Source organism: Sinorhizobium sp. 22678 (assembly GCF_052044265.1).
Classification (GTDB): Bacteria; Pseudomonadota; Alphaproteobacteria; order Rhizobiales; family Rhizobiaceae; genus Sinorhizobium; species Sinorhizobium meliloti_A.
Genome location: NZ_JBQEMS010000030.1, coordinates 36,559 through 55,436, shown reverse-complemented (window position 1 = coordinate 55,436; position 18,878 = coordinate 36,559). Strand labels below are relative to the sequence as shown.

Genomic DNA, 18,878 nt, shown 5'->3' with positions numbered 1-18,878 from the left:
GTTCTCGTTTTGTCAGGCGCTGACAAAACGGGGCGGATCAAAAGCTGTGACGGGCGGCGGGTCTTCAATCGGACCGGAGAGCTGCACCAGACACGTCTGTGCCGAGCAACCCTGCGACAGGCCCGAGCAACCGATGTCCAATGTCAGCACATTGGGATTTCCATGCTTCTCTAGATCATCGCCTGGCCGGCGGTCATACCAAGCGCCGGTCGCAAGACGCAGGACACCTGGCATCACCGCATCCGAAACGCACGCGCCGGCAAGACATTTTCCGCGACTGTTGTATAGCATCACGACGTCGCCCTGACTTATGCCGCGCGCGACCGCGTCGTCTGGATGAATATAGACGGGCTCGCGTTGCGCTATCTTGCCGTCGCGGCTCCACGAGGAATGATCGTACTGGCTGTGTAGCCGGCGGGTCGGCTGATCGCTGAGTAGGTGCAAAGGATGGTCCTTCGCGACGACCCCGCCCAGCCATTCTGGAGGTTCCTGCCAATAGACGTGACCAGGGCAGTCTTCCAGTCCGAACCCCGCAATCGTTTTGGAAAACAGTTCGATCCGCCCGGACGGTGTATTCAGAGGATGCGCTACCGGATCGTGGCGAAAGGCATCAAGCATGGAGGTTTGGGTCTCCGGTGACGGTAGAGCGATCAGGCCGTCTTGCCAGAAGACGTCGAACGGCGGAATTGTGACGCCGGTTTCGGACCAGTCCGCGCGGGTTCCTTCATACAACACCCGCAACCATTCCTCCACGCTGCGCCCTTCGGTGAAGGCAGGCGCAGCGTGCAATCGCTCGGCCAAGGCGGTGAAGATGGCATAGTCGTCTCGTGCTGATCCAGGAGCCGCCAAGACGCGGCGCATCGCAACCAGATGTCCTTCGCGGTTAGCGAAAGCGAGGTCGTCACGCTCCAGACTCGTGGTGGCCGGCAGAACGATGTCCGCGTGTTTGGCGGTGGCCGTCCAGAACTGTTCATGCACCACGATTGTCTCAGGTTTCTGCCAAGCTTTTCGCAAGCGGTTCAGATCCTGATGGTGATGGAATGGGTTACCTCCCGCCCAGTAAACCAGTCGAATGTCTGGATAGTTGCGTGTTTCCCCATTGTAGGTGAACGAAGCACCTGGGTTCAACAACATGTCAGCTACGCGAGCAACAGGAATAAAGTCCGTGACCGCGTTATATCCTTGAGACAACGTCGGTCCACGCATCTTACGATCGGGGCTGCCAATGCTGTTCGTCATGCCATAGCCCACTCCGAAGCCGCCGCCGGGAAGACCGATCTGGCCCAGCATCGCGGCAATCAGCACCAGTCCCCAAAAGGGCTGTTCTCCGAACCGCGCCCTTTGCAGCGACCAGGCGGCGTTCATCATGGTGCGTTGTATATGGATCTCGTGAGCAAGCTGGTGGATGCGTGCGGCGGGAACGCCGCAGATGTTGCTGGCCCAGTCGGGTGTCTTTGCCGTGCCATCGGCATGACCCAGAAGATAAGAGCGCACGATCTCGTAGCCGACAGTGTGGCTGTTGAGAAAAGCAGTGTCCGCAAGTCCCTCGCTTTCCAGGACATAGGCGACAGCCAGCATCAAAGCGACATCTGTGTTCGGGCGGATCGGAATCCATTCGATGTCAGCCTCTTCGATTACGAGATTGTCGCGCACCGGGCTGATGTTGATGAAACGGCATCCTGCCCGAGCCAGACCTTTGAGCCCGTCGACCACACGATGTCGAACCGGACCGCCGGCGCTGACTTGTGTATTTTTGACCGGAATACCACCAAACGCAACGAAGAGTTCCGTGTGTGCCTGCATCACCGGCCAGGAGGTGTGATTAAATTCAAGCTCGGACATAGGCGCCACAATATGACCCATAATCACCTGTGCCGCGGCTATCGAATATGAATCTCGGTGCCGCACATAGCCGCCGATGCTATTGAGAAAGCGATGGATCTGGCTTTGCGCGTGATGAAACCTGCCGGCGCTCGACCAGCCATAAGAACCGCCAAAGATAGCACTGTTACCGAACCGACCGCGCACCCGACCGAGGTCGCGCGCGACAAGGTCTAGTGCTGTGTCCCAAGACACTTCGATGAACGGCTCGTCTCCACGTGTGGGCGGAGCCACACCGGGGCCTTCGCGCAGCCAACTCTCTCGAACTGCGGGACGCAGCACACGGCAGGCGGCTTGACCAGCCGCAATCTGGTGAAGTCCGATCTGAGAAGGATCCGGATCCTCCGTGTGCGGCACTAATTCCGGCAACCCGTCGTTCGGCTGGTGTATCTCATAAGTGCCCCAGTGCGAGGTAGTGTATCTTTTCATCCAACGCTCCTCATCAGTTGAGTCACCGTCCAACAAATTGGGGCAGGCGGCGGGCGGCCATGGCTTCGATTCCTTCCGCAAAGTCCTCGGTCTGGAACTGTATTTCTTGCTGGGCAAGCTCATGACGGGTAGCGGCGACAATATCCGCCGCAAGGGACCCGCGCAGGGTCGCGCGAACGGATTGAACCGCAATCGGTGCTGATGCAGCAATTTCCTGGGCAAGTTCGATTGCGGCATTGCGCAAATCGACAGCCGGGACGAGCACATCGGCAAGATTGATTCGGTGAGCCTCGTCGCCCGTGATGCGACGACCGGTGTAGAACAGTTTTGCTGCTTGCTGCCCGCCGATCACACGTGGCAGGCTTACGCTTAGGCCGAAACCCGGATGAAATCCAAGACGGGTGAAGTTGGCAGCAAACCGGCTTTCAGGCGAGGCAACGCGGAAATCTGCCACCATCGCAACGCCAAGCCCGCCGCCCACGGCTGCCCCTTGGACTGCTGCGACGATAGGAAGGCGGCAACGAAATAGCTGCGCGGCGTAGGTATAGAGGTGATCGTCCATCCCGTCGTGGACGGACCCGACTGTCTCGCTCGCAGGATTGGAAAAGTCAGCGCCGGCGCAGAAATTTTTCCCTCGCGAGCAAAGCAGTATTGCCCGCATACCCTGCGCCTCGAAGCCTTCAAAAGCTTCGGCCAGAGAGCGGATTAGCGATTTGTCAAAAAAGTTGTTTGGAGGGCGGTTCATTTCGGCGATGCCGACAAGACCCGCCGTCGTGGCGATAACATGCATGACGCAGTTCCCTTGTTTTCCGGCGCGATGAGCACGGATCAGGCGACACGGATCCGGCTCTCTTCCACCGGAATGGTTATGAACAGGCCCCGTTGGGCTGTGACGCGTCCAGTCGCACCCGGCGGAATGTAGTTGACGGTCACTGTTTCCTGCACCAAGGCTGGACCAACCATTGTGGCTCCAGGCATCAGTTGCGCACCATCATATATGGGGATGTCGACAGGCCCGCCACATTCACGTAATTCACTGCGAGAGTGCCCAACGAGAGCCGAGGCGGCGGTAGGTGAAATGTCGGTTTCAGCCTCCGTCGGTTCACTTGAGACTGGCCCTATGGCATCAAGGTTCCACTCGGTGAATTCAACCCTTTCGCCTGGCGAGCGCACGGCATAATACGCTTCATGTAAAGCGTGGAAGCTTGCCTCAAGATCCGCAAGACCGGTTTTGTCCAACGAAGCTGCGGTGAAAGGGAGGGTAATTTGCCAAACTTGGCCGGCGTACCGCGCCTCAACGCTGAATTTCAACTCGCGCACTTCATCGGGAACGTCCATCCGATCGAGAAACGCAGTTCCTTCGATGCGCAGCCTTGCAAGCAGTGCATTCACCCCGTCAAGATCGAAATCTTGAGAATGGGTGAACAGCGAATGGGCAAAACTCATCTTGATCGCGCCTGTCATAATGCCATACGCACTGAGAACACCTGCAGCGCGAGGAATAAGGACCTGACGGATTCCAAGTTCGCGCGCGATAGCACCCACATGGAGCCCCCCTGCGGCACCCCCCGATACTAGGGTGAAGTTGCGCGGGTCGACCCCTCGCTTGATGGTAATGTCCTCGATCGCGGAAACCATATTCTGCTCGGCCACCAAGCAGATCAGGTTCGCTGCTTCCCTAACTTCCATTCCTAAAGGTTCCGCAATCTGTTCGCGGATAACACGTTCGGCTGCTTCAACATCCAGTTTGAACTGCTTGTTGGCGAAGGTTTGCGGCAATATAAATCCCCTCACAACATTGGCATCCGTAACGGTCGGTTTATTGCCGCCGCGTCCGTAGCAAGCAGGGCCAGGCATAGCGCCGGCGCTCTCAGGCCCGACGTGGATGAACCCGCCCGCGTCGATCGATGCGATCGAACCGCCACCGGCTCCAATGGTCTTGACCTCGACCGACGGGACGCCAAACATGTGGTCACCGATCATCCCCTCGCGGTGCATGGGCGTGTCCCAGTCTACGCTGACGCTAACCTCGAAGCTGGTGCCGCCCATATCAGTGGTCAGGATGTTGCCTAGCTCGATACCTTCGGACCGTGCCAGACGGCAACCAGCCTGCGGCGCTGCAGACGGACCTGAAAGACATAGTGAGATCGGACGTTGCACGATCTCCGTCGGTGAGGTGCGACCCCCGCTACTTGTGATGAAGGTCAGCACACCATTGAAGCCTGCGTCAGCCAGCATGGTGTCGATCTCTGTGACCCTGGCCTGTACAAGCGGCTTAAGAGAAGCGTCGATCGCCGCCGCCGATGTGCGCCGGTATTCACGGACTGACGGATTGACCTGATGTCCCAAGCTGAAGGGGATGCCGGGTAATTCCTCGACGATGAGTTCACCGATACGCCTCTCATGTGTAGAATTGGCGATCGACCATATCAATGAGACGGCAATCGCCTCCACCTTGTCCTCGCGGAAGCGGGACAGTGCTTCGCGGACAGCTGTTTCGTCCAGGGCTTTTTCGATGCCACCCTCCGAATTGATCCGCTCGGGAACTCCTATTGTCAAATGCCGAGGGATGTAAGGGGCCGGGTAATCCATGTAGAAGTCGTAAGAATCCGGCTTTCCTCCTTCGCGAATAAGAAGCGTGTCGCGAAATCCTTCTGTGCAAATCAATCCGGTTTTTGCTTGCCGTCCTTCGAGAATTGCATTCGTGGCTATAGTCGTTCCACAGGCAAATGACTTGCAATCGTTCATGAACTCGCGTTGGGTCAATCCGAGAGTCTCTGCAATCATTGACACGCCGTTAAGAATGCCTTTAGAAATATTGCTGGGGACGGTCGAGGTTTTGAATATTTCTACCGCTTTGCCGTCGATCCGCAGCACGAGATCGGTGAATGTGCCGCCCACATCGGCGGAAATCTCATATGCCATTCGTGCAAACCTTTCAGGATGTGAACTCGGGTTTAAGGACGATCGGCGTCCGGGAGATTATCTGGTCACGTAGAACCTGCGTGGCGGCAGGATCGGCGCGGAACTCGGATCCGGACCGTTGCAGCACAACGCCGAAAACCTTTCGCGCTCTTTCGATACTTATCCAACCCTCCTGTACATCACGGGCTACAAGGTCGGGCTTGCGGTCGAGCGGATTGCCGTAACCGCCACCGCCCGACGCGCGAGAGATAAGTTTCTCCCCGGCGTTGAGTACCACATCAAATGAATTTGGAAGGGTGTGGTGCGCACCGTTACGGCTTTCCCAGAGGACGTCATTCGCGCCGCCTGGTTTGCCGCCAGCGACCCCGAAGGGCGGGAAATCATGCCCCGCAGCGTTGCCGGTATAGCGGATCCCGTCGGTTCGGCTGCGGAAAACGCAGATTGCGCCAGGAGCGCCACACCATTCCCCAGGGCCGCCGCTGTCCACACCGATCTCTAAACGTTCAACGAGCACGGGCTGCTGCTGTTCGACGACTTCGACGCTAGATTGACGCAACTGGCCCATTGAGCCGCTGCCGCCGTGCGTGAACCAACCATCATGTCCCTGCAGCCCAGGTCCGCCCCAGTATCCCATGATAATCTGGTTAACGAAACTTTCACCGCCGCGGCGGCTGTCGCTTCCGCTGACCACGGGACAAGATGCAGGCATGCCTAGAGTGCCACACGCACTGCCCAGACCCTTCTGGATTTCGGCGAAGGCTGAGCGGACGAGTGGTCCAAGAAGTTGCGTCAGATTTGTCGTCGCGCATGAAGTTGCCGCCGGAAATTTTGGCCGCCCTATCGCGGCGCCTTCGCGGCTTAGAATGCGGATACGGCTATAAGCGCCGGTGCTGCGCGGAACATTTGGGCCCAGCACGGTGAGTACAGCCGTCAGGCACGTCGCGCGCATGGTTGCTTCAGTCAGGTTAATTCCGAGCGGCAAATTATCAACATTGTCAGTCAGATCCACGGTGATCATCCCCGCTGCGGGATCGACTTCAACTGTGGCGCGGACCGGAATGCCGTCGGGGTGCAGATCGGTTTCAGAATCGTAACGCTCTTCTCGGGTCACTCGACCTGCCGGCAATTTGCGGATCGCCTCGATCGCCATCGTCTCGGCGTAGATTTGAAATTGCTTGAGGAAACTGCGCACGGTGCCGACACCATACTGCGCACAGATATTCTGCATACCAATCTCACCGGTACGCACGGCGGCGAGTGTGGCCAAATAGTCGCCGTAAAACTGTTCGGGTGCGCGGATGTTGGCTTTGCAGATATCCACAACTTCGGGAATATCACGATTGTCTCTCTGGATGCGCACGCAGGGCAACTTCAAACCCTCTTCGTAAACATCACGAGACAGCGGTCCGTAAGTTGTGGGAGTTGGAAATCCGATATCCCCAAGGTGAGCGCGGGCTATGGCGTAAAATATTACCTCGCCCTCGAAAAACACAGGGGCGCACAGCGTGAAATCACCACAGTGGGTATTTCCGTGGTAGCCGCTGTTGTTAGCGAAACAATCGCCCGGATGAATGTCGTTCCCGAACTTCGTCGCGACCGCTTTTGAGATTAGATCAATCGCACCAACGTGGACGGGCAGACCCAATGCGGTGCTTACGGTCTGGAAATCACTGTCGGTTACGCTACACGAGAAATCCATCGCGGTGTTGAGTACGCCGGAACGGCCGGTACGAAACAGGGTGTTGATCATATCGCGAATGACTGCTTCGATCCGACGGCGGAGAACCACCATCGTGAACATATCGAGGTTCGTTTCACCCTTGTTAGGTATGACGTCATTCATTAGGAAATTCTCCAAGAAATGCCGATGCTGGAGCCTCCGGGTATCTAATTCAGACAGGATCGGAGGGCTGTCAGTAGGGTGTCATGCCCAGCGAAGTTGCGCCAGAAACTTTCATTTATCCGTGCCCTTCAACTTCCGTGATGGAACGAGAGACCGCCTACTTCGACTGGGCGCTGTCTCTAATTGCAGTCGCAAAGTGGCCGTGAAAGTCGTTAACCAGGTCATTTAGGCAGACCGCAACCCTTAAAACGACCGCAACTGCCTGACTCCGCCCAGAATGCAACATCAGGGTTTAGGTGATTCCACGTAGCGCGTTTGTGAGCAAAGGGACAGTTTTTGAAGGACTGAATCCCGCGGAGAGGCATATGAGCGGCGTCGACGTGCGCAAAAATCATTCGGCTTCTGATCAAGGAAATCATTGACAATACCCTTGACGACACATTGGTACCTGTCATTAATTAGCAGGGTGGCGACACCCCGATCACGGTGAGCACAAGCGGCGTTCTTGCTGCTCGCCTGCTATGCACGGAGCGCCTTGGATAATCCAACTTTCGAACCTTCAACACGACACCGTGCACCACGAGGGCGATGCCCGGCGATCACGGTGTTCGGAGTCTCAGAAGTTACTCCAAAAAGCCCCTTATATTATAAGGGGCATCATCAGATGAGTAGTATGTCGCCAAGGTCGCTACCCGCAAATAGGCTGTCGCCTAAGGCTTCTCGATAGCCGAAATCGAAACGCGATGCCCTGGAATTTCAAGCCAGACGCCATCTGTTGACCGCTTACTCCGTAATCGCCGACAATCATGGGGATGGTTCATATTCCAGCTTGGTCAGTGTTTGGATTGCTTCATGCTGACTGAGGAAAACTTTCCCGTTTAGACTGCTCAAGAATTCGGTTCCCTTAAGCCGGTCCATTACCGGACCCTTCACCTCTGAAAGGTAAAAGCCGATTCCGCTTTCGGTGAGCCGGCGGCCTACTTCATCTAGGCTTTCCAGCGCAGACGCGTCAATAGCATTCACGGCCGAACACATCAGTATGACGTGCTTCACCGCAGGCCGGTTGGTGACCATCTCCGCGATCTGGTCTTCAAGATAGCGCGAGTTGGCAAAATATAGGCTTTCATCAACTCGCACTGAAAGGATTTCCGGCCAGGTTGCGACCGAGTGACGGTCCACGTTACGATAGTGTTCCGTGTTGCGAACTTGACCGACGACGGCCATGTGTGGTCGGCTGGTTCGGTAAAGATGGAGAAGTAGCGAGAGGAGCACTCCGGCTACGATGCCGAGTTCCACACCTCGGCCGAGCGTGACGACGAGAGTTGCAGCCATCGCCGCGAAGTCAGATCTGGAATATAGAAAGACGCGTCGCATCGCGGCGAAATCTACCAGAGACAGCACCGCGACGATGATGGTGGCCGCCAAAGTTGCACGTGGCAGATTGGAGAGTAGTGGCGTAAGGTACATTGCAGCGACCGCAATGCCCACAGCAGTGAACGCACCCGCCAACGGGGTGGCGGCGCCGGCTTCGAAATTGACCACCGAGCGGGCTAAGCCACCGGTAACCGGATAGCCCGCCGAGAGACCAGCTGCGACGTTGGCTGCACCGAGGCCAATTAGTTCCTGGTCAGGATCGACCCGCTGGCGTCGCTTTGCGGCGAGCGTCTGCGCCACTGACACGGATTCTACAAAACCGACGACTGAGATGAGGCAGGCCGGCATGGCTAGCGTGGCGATCAGGTCGAGCGATATGTGGGGAAAGCCCAACGACGGCAGTCCCGCCGGAATGGTGCCCACGAGTGCTACGCCATGAGCACCAAGATCGAAAACAGTGGCAAGTAACGTTGTAGCTGCGACTGTGACCAATGGAGCGGCCCTTGAAATGATTTCTGCTGGACGCGCGGGCATTCGCGCCATGACCAGCATCGGTTTCAAACCCTTGCGAGAGGCATAGAGGGAGATCAATACCAAACTTCCAACTGCAAAGGTCACAGGATTGACATTGCCAAGTTGAATGGCCAACGCATAGACGATTTCGGGCAGCGTGTCGCCACGGCCCTTGACGCCCATAATGTGGCCAATTTGCCCGGCTGAGATCAACAGAGCCGCTGCAGTTATGAAACCAGAGATAACGGGATGCGATAAGAAATTCGCTAGGAAACCTAGGCGGAACAGTCCCATCGCGAGTAGTATGAACCCTGACAGCAATGCCAGTACAAGAGCCGCTTCAACATAGCTGGCTGTGCCTTGTGCAGCAACCTCCGATATCGCTGAGGCACTCATAAGTGACACGACGGCGACAGGTCCAATGGCCAACGTCCGACTTGTTCCAAACAATGCGTAGGCTACAAGCGGGAAGATCGACGCATAGAGCCCGACTTCCGCGGGTAGTCCGGCCAGCATCGCATAGGCCAGCGATTGAGGAATAAGCATGGTGGCAACGATAACGGCAGCAAGAAAGTCGCTGGTCAGCATCGTACCGTCGTAAGTACGGCCCCATTGGAGGATGGGTAGATATCGGGAGAGGCGATTCATGATAATCCGGCAAGATAGAATGAGACAAGCCACTCTGCGATAGTGACACCTATTTTTTACAAGGCGCAGGACGCTTCGTGTTGTCTGCCGAAGAGTGTGTGCATCGTGGTGATGAACGTCGCTACCCGTGGGTCGTTCAACCGATAAAATACTTGCTTGCCCTCTTTGCGAGCAGCGACAAGGCCGATCTTACGCAGCTCGGCAAGCTGCTGCGAAAGCCCAGGCTGACGGATTCCAAGAAGGTCCTCAAGCTCGCGCACGGAGCGCTCCGCGTCGGCGAGCGCGCAACACACGAGCAGACGGTCCGGATGCGACAACTTCTTCAAAAAGTCGGAGGCCTCATCAACGTTCGATCTCATATCTGCGGCTTCGCAGGACAAACGCGTCATTGGTGCCACGCTGCTCCTCCAATCAGATTAATCGGTATCTTAAGATAGCGCAGCCCGTTGTCTTCAGGTTGCGGCAGCCGCCCAGCATTTGTGTTTATTTGCAGCGCGTGCAGGATCAGCTTCGGCATCGCTAGTGTCTTATCACGAGCGACTCGGGCGGCGATAAACTCGGCTTCGGTCTTGAACACGGATATATGGATGTTCTTCGACTTTTGCTCGGCGACTGTCGATTCCCACCGCGGCTCGCGATTACCTGGTTGATAGTCATGACCGGTAAAAATCCGGGTTTCGTCTGGTAGGGCCAGAATGTCCTGGATTGAGCTCCAAAGCTGCTGTGCGCTACCTCCGGGGAAGTCCGCCCGAGCTGTACCTGAATCCGGCATAAATAATGTATCATGCACAAAAGCGGCGTCTCCGATCAAATAAGTGATCGAGGCAAGAGTATGACCAGGGGAAAACATCACCCGGGCGTCGATGCTTCCGATCTTGAAGGTTTCGCCATGGGCGAACAACTTATCCCACTGCGATCCGTCTGCAGGAAAGTCGGGCCAGTTATAGAAACGCCTCCACAAATTCTGAACACTAACAACCATTTCGCCTATCGCAGTGGGTGCGCCGGTCATTTCCTTCAGATAAGCGGCGGCCGAAAAATGGTCCGCGTGCGGGTGGGTATCGAGGATCCAAGTGATCTCGTAGCCTCTATCCAAAATGAACTTGAGAATCTTGTCAGCATGTGTCGTGGACGTCGCGCCGGACTTGGCGTCATAGTCGAGCACCGGGTCGATAATTGCGCACTTCATCGTTGCCGCGTCGACGACGACATACTGAATTGAAAAAGTTACAGGATCAAAAAAGCCGTAAACTTCCGGGCTTGCGGACATCAGCGGTTCCTCATTATCGGACGATACAGGAATGTCGAAGCTAAAAGATGCAGACAATTGCGGAATAATGCAATCGAATTCTTGAAATTATCTTTTAGGGATAATCGATCGAAACCATCCCGCTGCAGTTCGCGTGTGAACTGGCTCTTGCCGTCGCCGTGCGCGCATTAACGTCCATTGATGATAATTTGTTATCCGCTTACAATCTCGCAACTGGATGCCAATCGTCATGGTACTGATGTAAATTCGGTGGAACCGCTCATCGAGCAGGATCGTAGTCTCGCGCAAGGACACCGATCGGCTATACCCGCAGATCATTGATCGCAGGGGCTACATATCTTCGAAGGATGCTGGGCCGATACATCAATAGTTTCTTCCGAATGCGAAACGACCGGCGACGATCAGCCCACGCTCGGCCTTCAATATTCTGTGGCTTTTCAGCGTTAGAGCACCAACGTGCCGGTCGAATTCCTGCGCCCCAGCACCGTTTCGCTCGACTTGATCGCTTACAGGTGACAGGCGAGCGGCCCATTCGGCACCTCGCTTGAGAAGAACTCCAGCTGTTCGTCCAAGTGGATGGCGATTGAATTGACGCGGTAGACCCAGCATTAGACCGCCCGCTTATTCCGCTTCCGCATGACGCGGCCGGTCAGATTGCGTTTCCACTCCGGCGAGTTCGCGATGATCGACCTGATGGTCAGTGAGAAGCCTCGACAGGAGGCAGCGTTTCGGCATAAACTTCTGCTGGAACGGACGCCACAAGCCTCGTTTTTCCAGCTGCGTTCATTTCGCTAGTCTAATTTGCTCAGGAAAGGTGGCTGGTGAGCCGAACTCATCCGGGAAGTCCTCTGCCGAATCGCAAATCCATACACAACCATCCAGAACTATAATTGGGCCGCGTTTTCTCGCAGCACTCTGGACATGCTGACGATACGCAGCTCGCCAGTTGGAGCACTGCGAGAGTAGCCGCCGGGCGTGACCTAAGAAGTCGAATGGTGTCGTCAAATGGTTCATGGAAGGCCTCATTCAGTAGAGAGCGTCGAGAAGGACGTATTGGGGCTTCGCCTACATGGTGGGTGCATATATTAGAAAATGTCCTTCCTATCTGAACCTACCAAACAAAGTTGCAATGACAACTACGGTTCGTAATCCGATACGCGAGCGAAGTTATCATATAACAGCGCGGTATTGTGTCTTACGAGACTTGAAGGTAGAGGCGGGGTACTACCCACCTCTGTTGGAGGCGGCGCTGGAGCCTATAGCTGGAGCTCGTAGTTGCTCCAGAAGTCACAATGGTGTTCGCTTTTCACGTTCCACTCCGGATTAATTGGTTTGGCGAAGTTCAACACTGTTTCCGGCTTGTCCGCCAGTGTTGGCCATACAGGCAGACCCGCTCCGTTGGGATCGCCGGCTCGCGCAAAATTTGTGAGGTAGGACCGCATTTCCGCCGATAGCTTCTTGATGTCAGGCGACGAGGAATCAGGGAACTTCGCAAACCAGTAGTCGTGATCGACGCCGTGGTAGTTGCCGATATCGCCGTACCAGGCGGGAACGTCGAACGGCGGCGGAGGGTTACCCTGGAAACCGAACTGGAAAGCCCAGACCCTGCGGTCGTATTTGACCATATCGTCGGCCATCTTGAGATGCTGGCATGCGATCATGAAGTCGGTTGCGGTGGCCGCATAAGCCTGTGTCGGGTTTGGGTAGGCGGAGAGATCGTAGGTCTTCGCCAGCGCGGATGCATCGATTCTGGGCTTCGAATATGGTGAGAGGTATTTCGCCGCGTCCTCGGCGAAGTTTTCCTTCGTCTTCTCGCCGGCGCCATACATGTATCTGCTGTATTCGTGCTGGGTCGCGCCTGTGATGAACGGCACCTTGTTGTAGTTTCCGCTTTCAAATGCGTCCTCCGGGGACATAGGCAATATGTAGTCGTCTACGAGAGGGACAAACTCGTATTCACCAGGAGGTGTGGACGCTTTCACCACGGCCTCGATTGGCTGGGACCGAAGGCATGCTAGGACCGCTTTCCGATCGCCTTTGCAGCCCCACGCGTCGGCGTCCTTCTCACCAGAGGTTTCGGCTTCCGCAAGCGTTCGTCCCTTTGGATACCAACCGCCACTAAGTGAAACTGCCTTATGGAATAGCGTCTTCGAGCTCGGCGAAGCTAGGTGGGCAAGGACGGAGATGGCACCGGAGGAATACCCGAAGATGGTCACGTTATCGGGATCGCCGCCGAAACCTCTAATGTTTTTCCGGACCCACTGCATGGCGAGCCGCTGGTCAAGCAGACCATAGTTGGCCGAACGGACGCCGGAGGCGTCGAGCGTTGAATTGTGAGCAAAGAATCCGAACCCGTTAAGGCGGTAGTTTATTGAAACGAGGATCACATTGTTTTCGGTGGCGAGCACTGCTCCGTTCGCCTGGTCCGCTGATCCCCGCATTAGCCCGCCACCATGGATGAAGAACAGCACGGGCAATAGCGTATCGCTCTTCGCCGTCGGGCGAAACACGTTGAGATACAAGCAATCTTCAGACCCCACGACCGCCTTGAACTCCAACTGGACGCACTTTGAAGCGACCTCGGTCACAGAAAATTCGCCCTCGTGCTTTACGGCTTCCACAGGAGGCTTCCACCTGAGTTCACCGACTGGCGGTTGACCATAGGGTATGCCGAGGAACTCCACGTAACTGTCGTGTGCAATCCCCTTGAAGGCTCCCTGTGAGGTATCGGCGATCGACAAGTCATCCGCCCACACCGGAGCAGCCGATATCAGTCCGAATAGTGTGGCGATCACGATGGCATGCCTTCCGAGTTTGGTCATTTTGTACGTTCCTTTCACTTTCAGCTGGGTCAGGTGAGGTAGCGTGCAGACACCCTCCCGCGAGAGAGGGCGGGTCAAACGTTTTAGATCAATTGTAATATTGAAACGGACGCTTTAAGCGATAAGGGGACCTAGAGACGCGTAAAGGCATCGCTGATCCAGCCATTTCCCCCAATTGCGACTGTAAAATCACATTACGGCGCGAAGGAAAAATGACAAGTGAAATATTACAGCTGTTATGAAATATTTTGTCGGGCCGTCTTCGGCGTCAATGGCGACGCTCGGACGTGGTCAAAGTAACGAAGAAGTCATACGTGGAGGAGCGGCGAACGGTTTGATTCCAACAATCGGTGCCCACGTCTGACGGCTGCGAAGTCAGGTCTGCTTTCCAGATGAATGGCTTCGGCTTTTTGTGCTCTTTGATAAAGCGGTTGATGGCTGCCTGAAGATCACCGACCGAATGAAAGACACCGTTCTTCAGCCGACGACGGGTGAGTTTTGCGAAGACCCTCGACGGCATTCAACCAGGAACAGGATGTCGGAACGAAGTGGAAGGTCCAGCGTGGGTGCCGCGCCAACCAGGCCCGGACTTTGGGCTGTTTGTGTGTGGCGTAGTTGTCCAGGATGACGTGAACCGCCTTATCCTTCGGCAACTGAGCCTCAATGGTGTTGAGGAAGCGGATGAACTCCTGATGCCGGGGCCGCTGCATGTTGCCGCCGATGACGGAGCCGTCGAGAACATTCAGGGCGGCGAAAAGTGTCGTGCTGCCGTGGCGCTTGTAATCATGAGTCATCGTGCCGGCACGGCCCTTCTTCATGGGAAGACCCGGCTGGGTTCGATCCAGCGCCTGGATCTGACTTTTCCCATCAACGGAAAGGACAATCGCATGGGCCGGCGGCAAGACGTAGAGGCTGACCACATCGTGAAGCTTCTCGGCGAAGCTTTGTCGTTCGATAGTTTGAAGCTGCGCCACCGATCGGATGCGAGACCATGCTCATACCAGATCTTGACGACAGGACGCCGCAATCCCCACAGCCTTTGCCATCAGTGAACACCTCGAACCAGCGCACCGGCTCATCCCTGGATTTAAGCTTAAGCTCTGAAATCGACATGCTCGCCTTGTTTAGGCGCGCCGTGGAATGGATACGGTGTTAGCTAACCTCGCCAAGCTGGAAACGGAGTCGATTCGGTCGGCGTGAATAGGTTGAGCGCCTTGAACGGATCCGAACGAGCGACCCCGCTCTTCCTAACTCCCTCTGTGACAGATTCGTAGGCGAACCAAGAACTTGCCTAGCTGGGACAACCGATTTGGTACCGTGACCGGAGAGGCAGGTTGCATTTGGTGAGCTTCAGAAACGGACCTAGTGAGGCGAGTGCCAGTTGGATCTACAGCAGTCACTCAGTTGACAGCGGCACTGGTAATCGGGCTGCATGGCCAGCATTGATCGATAGGACTCTTCGAAAGAATGGTGGGAACTTGCCGCGAATGTCATTTGGAGGAGCTATTTCAGCAGCTTCTCCTCTATTCTCATCAAAAGACATCGCCTATCTTGAGTTGAAGGGGGGGGATTGTATGGCAATCAAATCGCGCCGCAAAGGCACGTTCCTGTCAGCTTATAAGCTCGAGGATCGCGACCTTCAGAGAGCGGATCGAAAATCAGGACGACCTTCACTAACACTTGGTGTCGATGAGAGCGGAAATCACGTTCTCATCAAAGCGTGGCCACGTGCGAGTGGCGAAGGACAAGAAGAGCTTCGTGAACTTTGGCAGCACGAAGTGCGTCATCTTTACCGTTTAGGGGGATATCCCGGAGCGTCGACGTCGATTGCAACGCTGCTGCAAGCCGGCTTCGACGATTCGGGCTTCTATCTCGTTCTCGATCTCGGCCAACGCCAACCGCTGGCAACGCTTCTCCAGCATCGGCAAGCGAACCATTGGCTGCAGAACCCGCGCATCACCCGCAATCGGCTGCTGCTCTGGCAAAATCTGTCGCAGATTGCGTTCGCGCTGGAGATACTCCACGATCAAGGGCTTCTGCATCGCAATATCGACCAGTGGTCGATATTGGCGTCTGGCGGAAGCGAACCTGATTTTCAGCTCACTGGCTTCGAGTGGTCGCTGAGGCTTGCAGGCGCAGCGAACGCACCGAGCGCGACACGCACAAAGACCGGCGCGCCGGCATCATTTGTCGAGGACTGGCGAGCATTTGGCGAATTGGCTGCAGGATTATTGGGAGCCGACCTGAAGCGGGTCATTGACCTTCGCATCATTCCCTCCGATGTAGCAGACCACCTGTCTTCTGCTGAAGTCAGGCTTCTGCGACAGCTCATCCGGATCGAGCGGCTGGATCGGCTCGACGGCGAAATCGTACGTCTGCGAATTCAAGAAATCCTCCGTGATCTCGGCGCCAGCGCCGCAGGCCGGGAAGCGAAATTTCATCTAGTTTTCCGTTTCGCCGGAGCATTTGCGCAACGTATCCGCGAGGCTTCTGGTAATGACGTAGAAGTCGATGACGTCGAAGCTATGCTTGGATTCGTTCGCGCCGATCTCGGCGACGCGCCGCTTCTACTCGCGATAAAGAATGAAGCACAGCCATTCAGATTGACGCTCGCCGGCACACTGCTCACCTATTCACTGACGCAGTACATCCAAAAGCCGGGCGTGCCAGGAACGTGGGAGATGGCGTATTGCGAGCGGGCAGAGGCCACCGAAGCAGCCGCGGTTAACATTTTGGGACAGGTACAGCTTGAGGCCCGCTCGCTCGAGATCATGGACCAGCGGGACGCAGTCGCAAGATTTCCGAGGCTGCGTGGGAAACTATCAAGCTGGGAGCAATTACGGCGCGAGCTTGATGAGGAACAAGCCAAGCCTGACAGGGCGAAGCGCGTTCACCAGGCGTTGGCGCTCACGCAATTTCTTGAGGCGCTCTACGCAGCCGCCGACGTCTATCCAGTCGACATAAAGCAGGTGGTCGACGCCCATGGGGCTGCGAGCGCGGACGGCGAGGAAGTTTGCGTCGCCATGGTGCCCCGCCAAGATCCGGAGCGCGACGCACTTTCGATCGCGCTCGGGCTCCGGCCGCCGGCCAAGCGGTTCGAGGACGTGATGATGGGCGATGCGCGCATTGAGGATTGGGTGCTGACCGAAGCGCGCCAGGTCGGCGACCGCGAAATTTCCGACACGTCGTGGAAGTTCAGCCGCAAGGATCAGCAAGGCGCGTCGCAGCCGACCTATATCTTTGTCGGCGCCGAAAGGCCGACCAACTTCCGCGACGCGGCGCTCGTGCCGGCAGATTTCGTGGGCCGCGACATCCAGCTGCGCCGCCGCCTCAGGGCACTGAGGGCGCTCGCGGACCACTCCGAACTGCTTCGCATGCTCGACGACCCACGGTCGAGGATCCTCGATTCACATGAAGTGGCGAAGTCGGACGAGCGTTTCGCAGCGCTCGACGAATCGAAACGCTCCGCGCTCGGCGCGATCATATCGACCATCCCCCTGTTTTTAGTCCAGGGCCCGCCGGGGGTCGGAAAGACCCGGTTGGTGAGAGACCTGGTCCTCGACACGCTCGCCGACAACAGCTCCGCGCGCCTGCTCTTGACGGCCCAGAGTAACGCTGCGGTCAATCATCTCATGGATGAACTCGCCGAGGCGCTCGAAGGACATCCCCGCGAGCCCGTCATCGTGCGCAGTCAATCCAAGGACAACAAGGATGACGCCGGCGATTTCGAGGTCGTCCGCCAAACCGAGTCGCTGATTGCAAAGCTCGCCGCGAGTCCGCTCGTCGCCGAGGCGCCCCAACGACTTCGCAAGCAGCTCGGCGATCTGCAAGCGAGCGTGGCCACCAAACCCAAAGAAGAACGATCGAGCGTCACCCAAGGCCGCCAGGCCATGGAGGCGTTGCTCGTTCGGGGGGCGAACCTGCTGTTTGCAACCACCAACTCGCCCGAGCTGGAGCGCCTTCTCGACGAGCGCGGCCAATTCGACTGGGTCATGGTCGAGGAGGCAGGAAAAGCGACAGGGGGTGAGCTAGTTGCCCCTCTCCTGCTGTCCTATCGGCGCTTGATGATTGGCGACCACAAACAACTCGCGCCTTTCGGTTCGGAGCGAATCGTGCAGCTGCTCGCGAATCCGCAAGCCGTTGCGCAGGCTCTCGAAGCCGGCGCCGAATTCATCGGCCGGACGCTTCGCGATATGTCGACCGACGAGGTTCTGGACGAGGTCGACACCGATCAGAGTGATTTCCCCGCCCTCTGCGCCTTGGCACTCGGTCAGATCCTGCTCTTCGAGCGGATGATCGAAGACGAGTTCAAGGTCCACAAGAACAAGCCCAAGGCCCGCCGGCTCGCTCAGCGACTGACGTTGCAGCATCGGATGCACCCGGCGCTTGCCGAGGTCGTGTCCCATAGCTTCTATGACAACGAGCTCAAGACGCATGAAGAGGCGGCAGCGCGGATCACGGGCGCACCTTCACCGGTATCCTCCAGCGACAGCAAGCGGCTCCCGAACGCCCCGCTTATCTTCATCGACATGCCATGGGTCCAAGCGACCGTTGGGATGAAAGCGAGCGACGCCGAGCGCCGGCCACGGTGGCACAATCCCGCCGAGGTTGAGGCAGTTCGGCAGATCCTATCGCTCCTAAAGGTTCGCCAAAGCCTGGAAAAGCCGCCGACCCTGGCGATCCTGTCGCCCTACAGCGAGCAGGTGCGCCGACTCAAGGCGGCGTTCGATGACAACCGGGCGAGCTTTCCGATTTTAGGCGACTTGTCACCGGCGATCGATGCCGATCGCTATTGTGGCACGGTCGATTCGTTTCAGGGAAACGAGGCCGACGTCGTCATCGTGTCCCTCGTCCGCAATAACCACCATGCATCGCTTCGCAGGGCGCTCGGCTTTCTCAGTGACCCGCGCCGGATGAACGTCCTCCTCAGCCGGGCAAAGTCAAACCTGTACGTCATCGGTTCGCTCGAATTCATACGCTCGACGATCGCGTCGAACGTTGGCACCGAGGCTCTGCAGGAAGCCGCATTCCTGGGCCGGTTCTTGGAGGCGCTGGAGACCGAGCGGCAGCGTGGCAAAGCGGTGATCATCCCCTTTGAACGTCTGGTCGGTGGAAAATGAGTCTCATCCGCGTCGCCATTCCCGTCCTACAGGGACGCCGCAAATTTCACTTT

General features: G+C 56.9%; 9 protein-coding genes and 2 pseudogenes. 2 read left to right on the top strand and 9 right to left on the bottom strand.

Going from position 1 to position 18,878, the window contains the following annotated elements; translation table 11 throughout:
- Positions 1–12: 12 nt before the first annotated feature.
- The 7 genes from ACTJKL_RS28455 to ACTJKL_RS28425 form a co-directional block, all read right to left on the bottom strand.
- A complete protein-coding gene (locus ACTJKL_RS28455) occupies positions 13–2,310 on the bottom strand; it encodes a molybdopterin-dependent oxidoreductase (protein WP_440854389.1) in 2,298 nt (765 codons plus the stop codon).
- A gap of 22 nt (positions 2,311–2,332) precedes the next feature.
- Positions 2,333–3,100 carry an enoyl-CoA hydratase/isomerase family protein gene (locus ACTJKL_RS28450; protein WP_430764912.1) on the bottom strand — a complete coding sequence of 256 codons (768 nt, stop codon included), beginning with the start codon at positions 3,098–3,100 and terminating at the stop codon, positions 2,333–2,335.
- Between the two features lie 38 nt (positions 3,101–3,138).
- Positions 3,139–5,235, bottom strand: coding sequence for a hydantoinase/oxoprolinase family protein (locus tag ACTJKL_RS28445; RefSeq protein WP_440854388.1), 2,097 nt, complete (start codon positions 5,233–5,235; stop codon positions 3,139–3,141).
- A 13-nt stretch (positions 5,236–5,248) separates the two neighbouring features.
- Positions 5,249–7,078 (bottom strand): hydantoinase B/oxoprolinase family protein, encoded by a 1,830-nt coding sequence (locus tag ACTJKL_RS28440; protein WP_430764914.1) that lies wholly within the window; start codon positions 7,076–7,078, stop codon positions 5,249–5,251.
- An 804-nt stretch (positions 7,079–7,882) separates the two neighbouring features.
- Entirely contained in the window at positions 7,883–9,613 is a 1,731-nt protein-coding gene (locus ACTJKL_RS28435) for a SulP family inorganic anion transporter (RefSeq protein ID WP_440637064.1), read from the bottom strand.
- Positions 9,614–9,669: 56 nt separating this feature from the next.
- Positions 9,670–10,002 carry an ArsR/SmtB family transcription factor gene (locus tag ACTJKL_RS28430; RefSeq protein ID WP_440637132.1) on the bottom strand — a complete coding sequence of 111 codons (333 nt, stop codon included), beginning with the start codon at positions 10,000–10,002 and terminating at the stop codon, positions 9,670–9,672.
- Entirely contained in the window at positions 9,999–10,883 is an 885-nt protein-coding gene (locus ACTJKL_RS28425) for an MBL fold metallo-hydrolase (protein ID WP_440637066.1), read from the bottom strand. The genes ACTJKL_RS28430 and ACTJKL_RS28425 overlap by 4 nt, the downstream gene beginning before the upstream one ends.
- A gap of 612 nt (positions 10,884–11,495) precedes the next feature.
- Here ACTJKL_RS28425 and ACTJKL_RS28420 point away from each other — a divergent pair.
- Positions 11,496–11,594, top strand: a pseudogene (locus ACTJKL_RS28420) (ferredoxin--NADP reductase); the annotation flags it as partial.
- Positions 11,595–12,139: 545 nt separating this feature from the next.
- On the opposite strand, the gene ACTJKL_RS28415 reads toward ACTJKL_RS28420, so the two are convergent.
- Positions 12,140–13,705 carry a carboxylesterase/lipase family protein gene (locus ACTJKL_RS28415; protein ID WP_440854387.1) on the bottom strand — a complete coding sequence of 522 codons (1,566 nt, stop codon included), beginning with the start codon at positions 13,703–13,705 and terminating at the stop codon, positions 12,140–12,142.
- Positions 13,706–14,013: 308 nt separating this feature from the next.
- Positions 14,014–14,751 (bottom strand): annotated as a pseudogene (locus ACTJKL_RS28410) (IS630 family transposase); the annotation flags it as partial.
- A gap of 528 nt (positions 14,752–15,279) precedes the next feature.
- Here ACTJKL_RS28410 and ACTJKL_RS28405 point away from each other — a divergent pair.
- Positions 15,280–18,825, top strand: coding sequence for an AAA domain-containing protein (locus ACTJKL_RS28405; RefSeq protein ID WP_440637069.1), 3,546 nt, complete (start codon positions 15,280–15,282; stop codon positions 18,823–18,825).
- The last annotated feature ends 53 nt before the right edge of the window (positions 18,826–18,878 follow it).

Excerpts from the sequence above, each read along its gene's own strand:
- ACTJKL_RS28450 (WP_430764912.1), bottom strand. The coding sequence starts at position 3,100 with ATGCATGTTATCGCCACGACGGCGGGTCTTGTCGGCATCGCCGAAATG.
- ACTJKL_RS28440 (WP_430764914.1), bottom strand. The coding sequence starts at position 7,078 with ATGAATGACGTCATACCTAACAAGGGTGAAACGAACCTCGATATGTTC.
- ACTJKL_RS28435 (WP_440637064.1), bottom strand. The coding sequence starts at position 9,613 with ATGAATCGCCTCTCCCGATATCTACCCATCCTCCAATGGGGCCGTACT.
- ACTJKL_RS28445 (WP_440854388.1), bottom strand. The coding sequence starts at position 5,235 with ATGGCATATGAGATTTCCGCCGATGTGGGCGGCACATTCACCGATCTC.
- ACTJKL_RS28455 (WP_440854389.1), bottom strand. The coding sequence starts at position 2,310 with ATGAAAAGATACACTACCTCGCACTGGGGCACTTATGAGATACACCAG.
- ACTJKL_RS28425 (WP_440637066.1), bottom strand. The coding sequence starts at position 10,883 with ATGTCCGCAAGCCCGGAAGTTTACGGCTTTTTTGATCCTGTAACTTTT.
- ACTJKL_RS28405 (WP_440637069.1), top strand. The coding sequence starts at position 15,280 with ATGGCAATCAAATCGCGCCGCAAAGGCACGTTCCTGTCAGCTTATAAG.
- ACTJKL_RS28415 (WP_440854387.1), bottom strand. The coding sequence starts at position 13,705 with ATGACCAAACTCGGAAGGCATGCCATCGTGATCGCCACACTATTCGGA.
- ACTJKL_RS28430 (WP_440637132.1), bottom strand. The coding sequence starts at position 10,002 with ATGACGCGTTTGTCCTGCGAAGCCGCAGATATGAGATCGAACGTTGAT.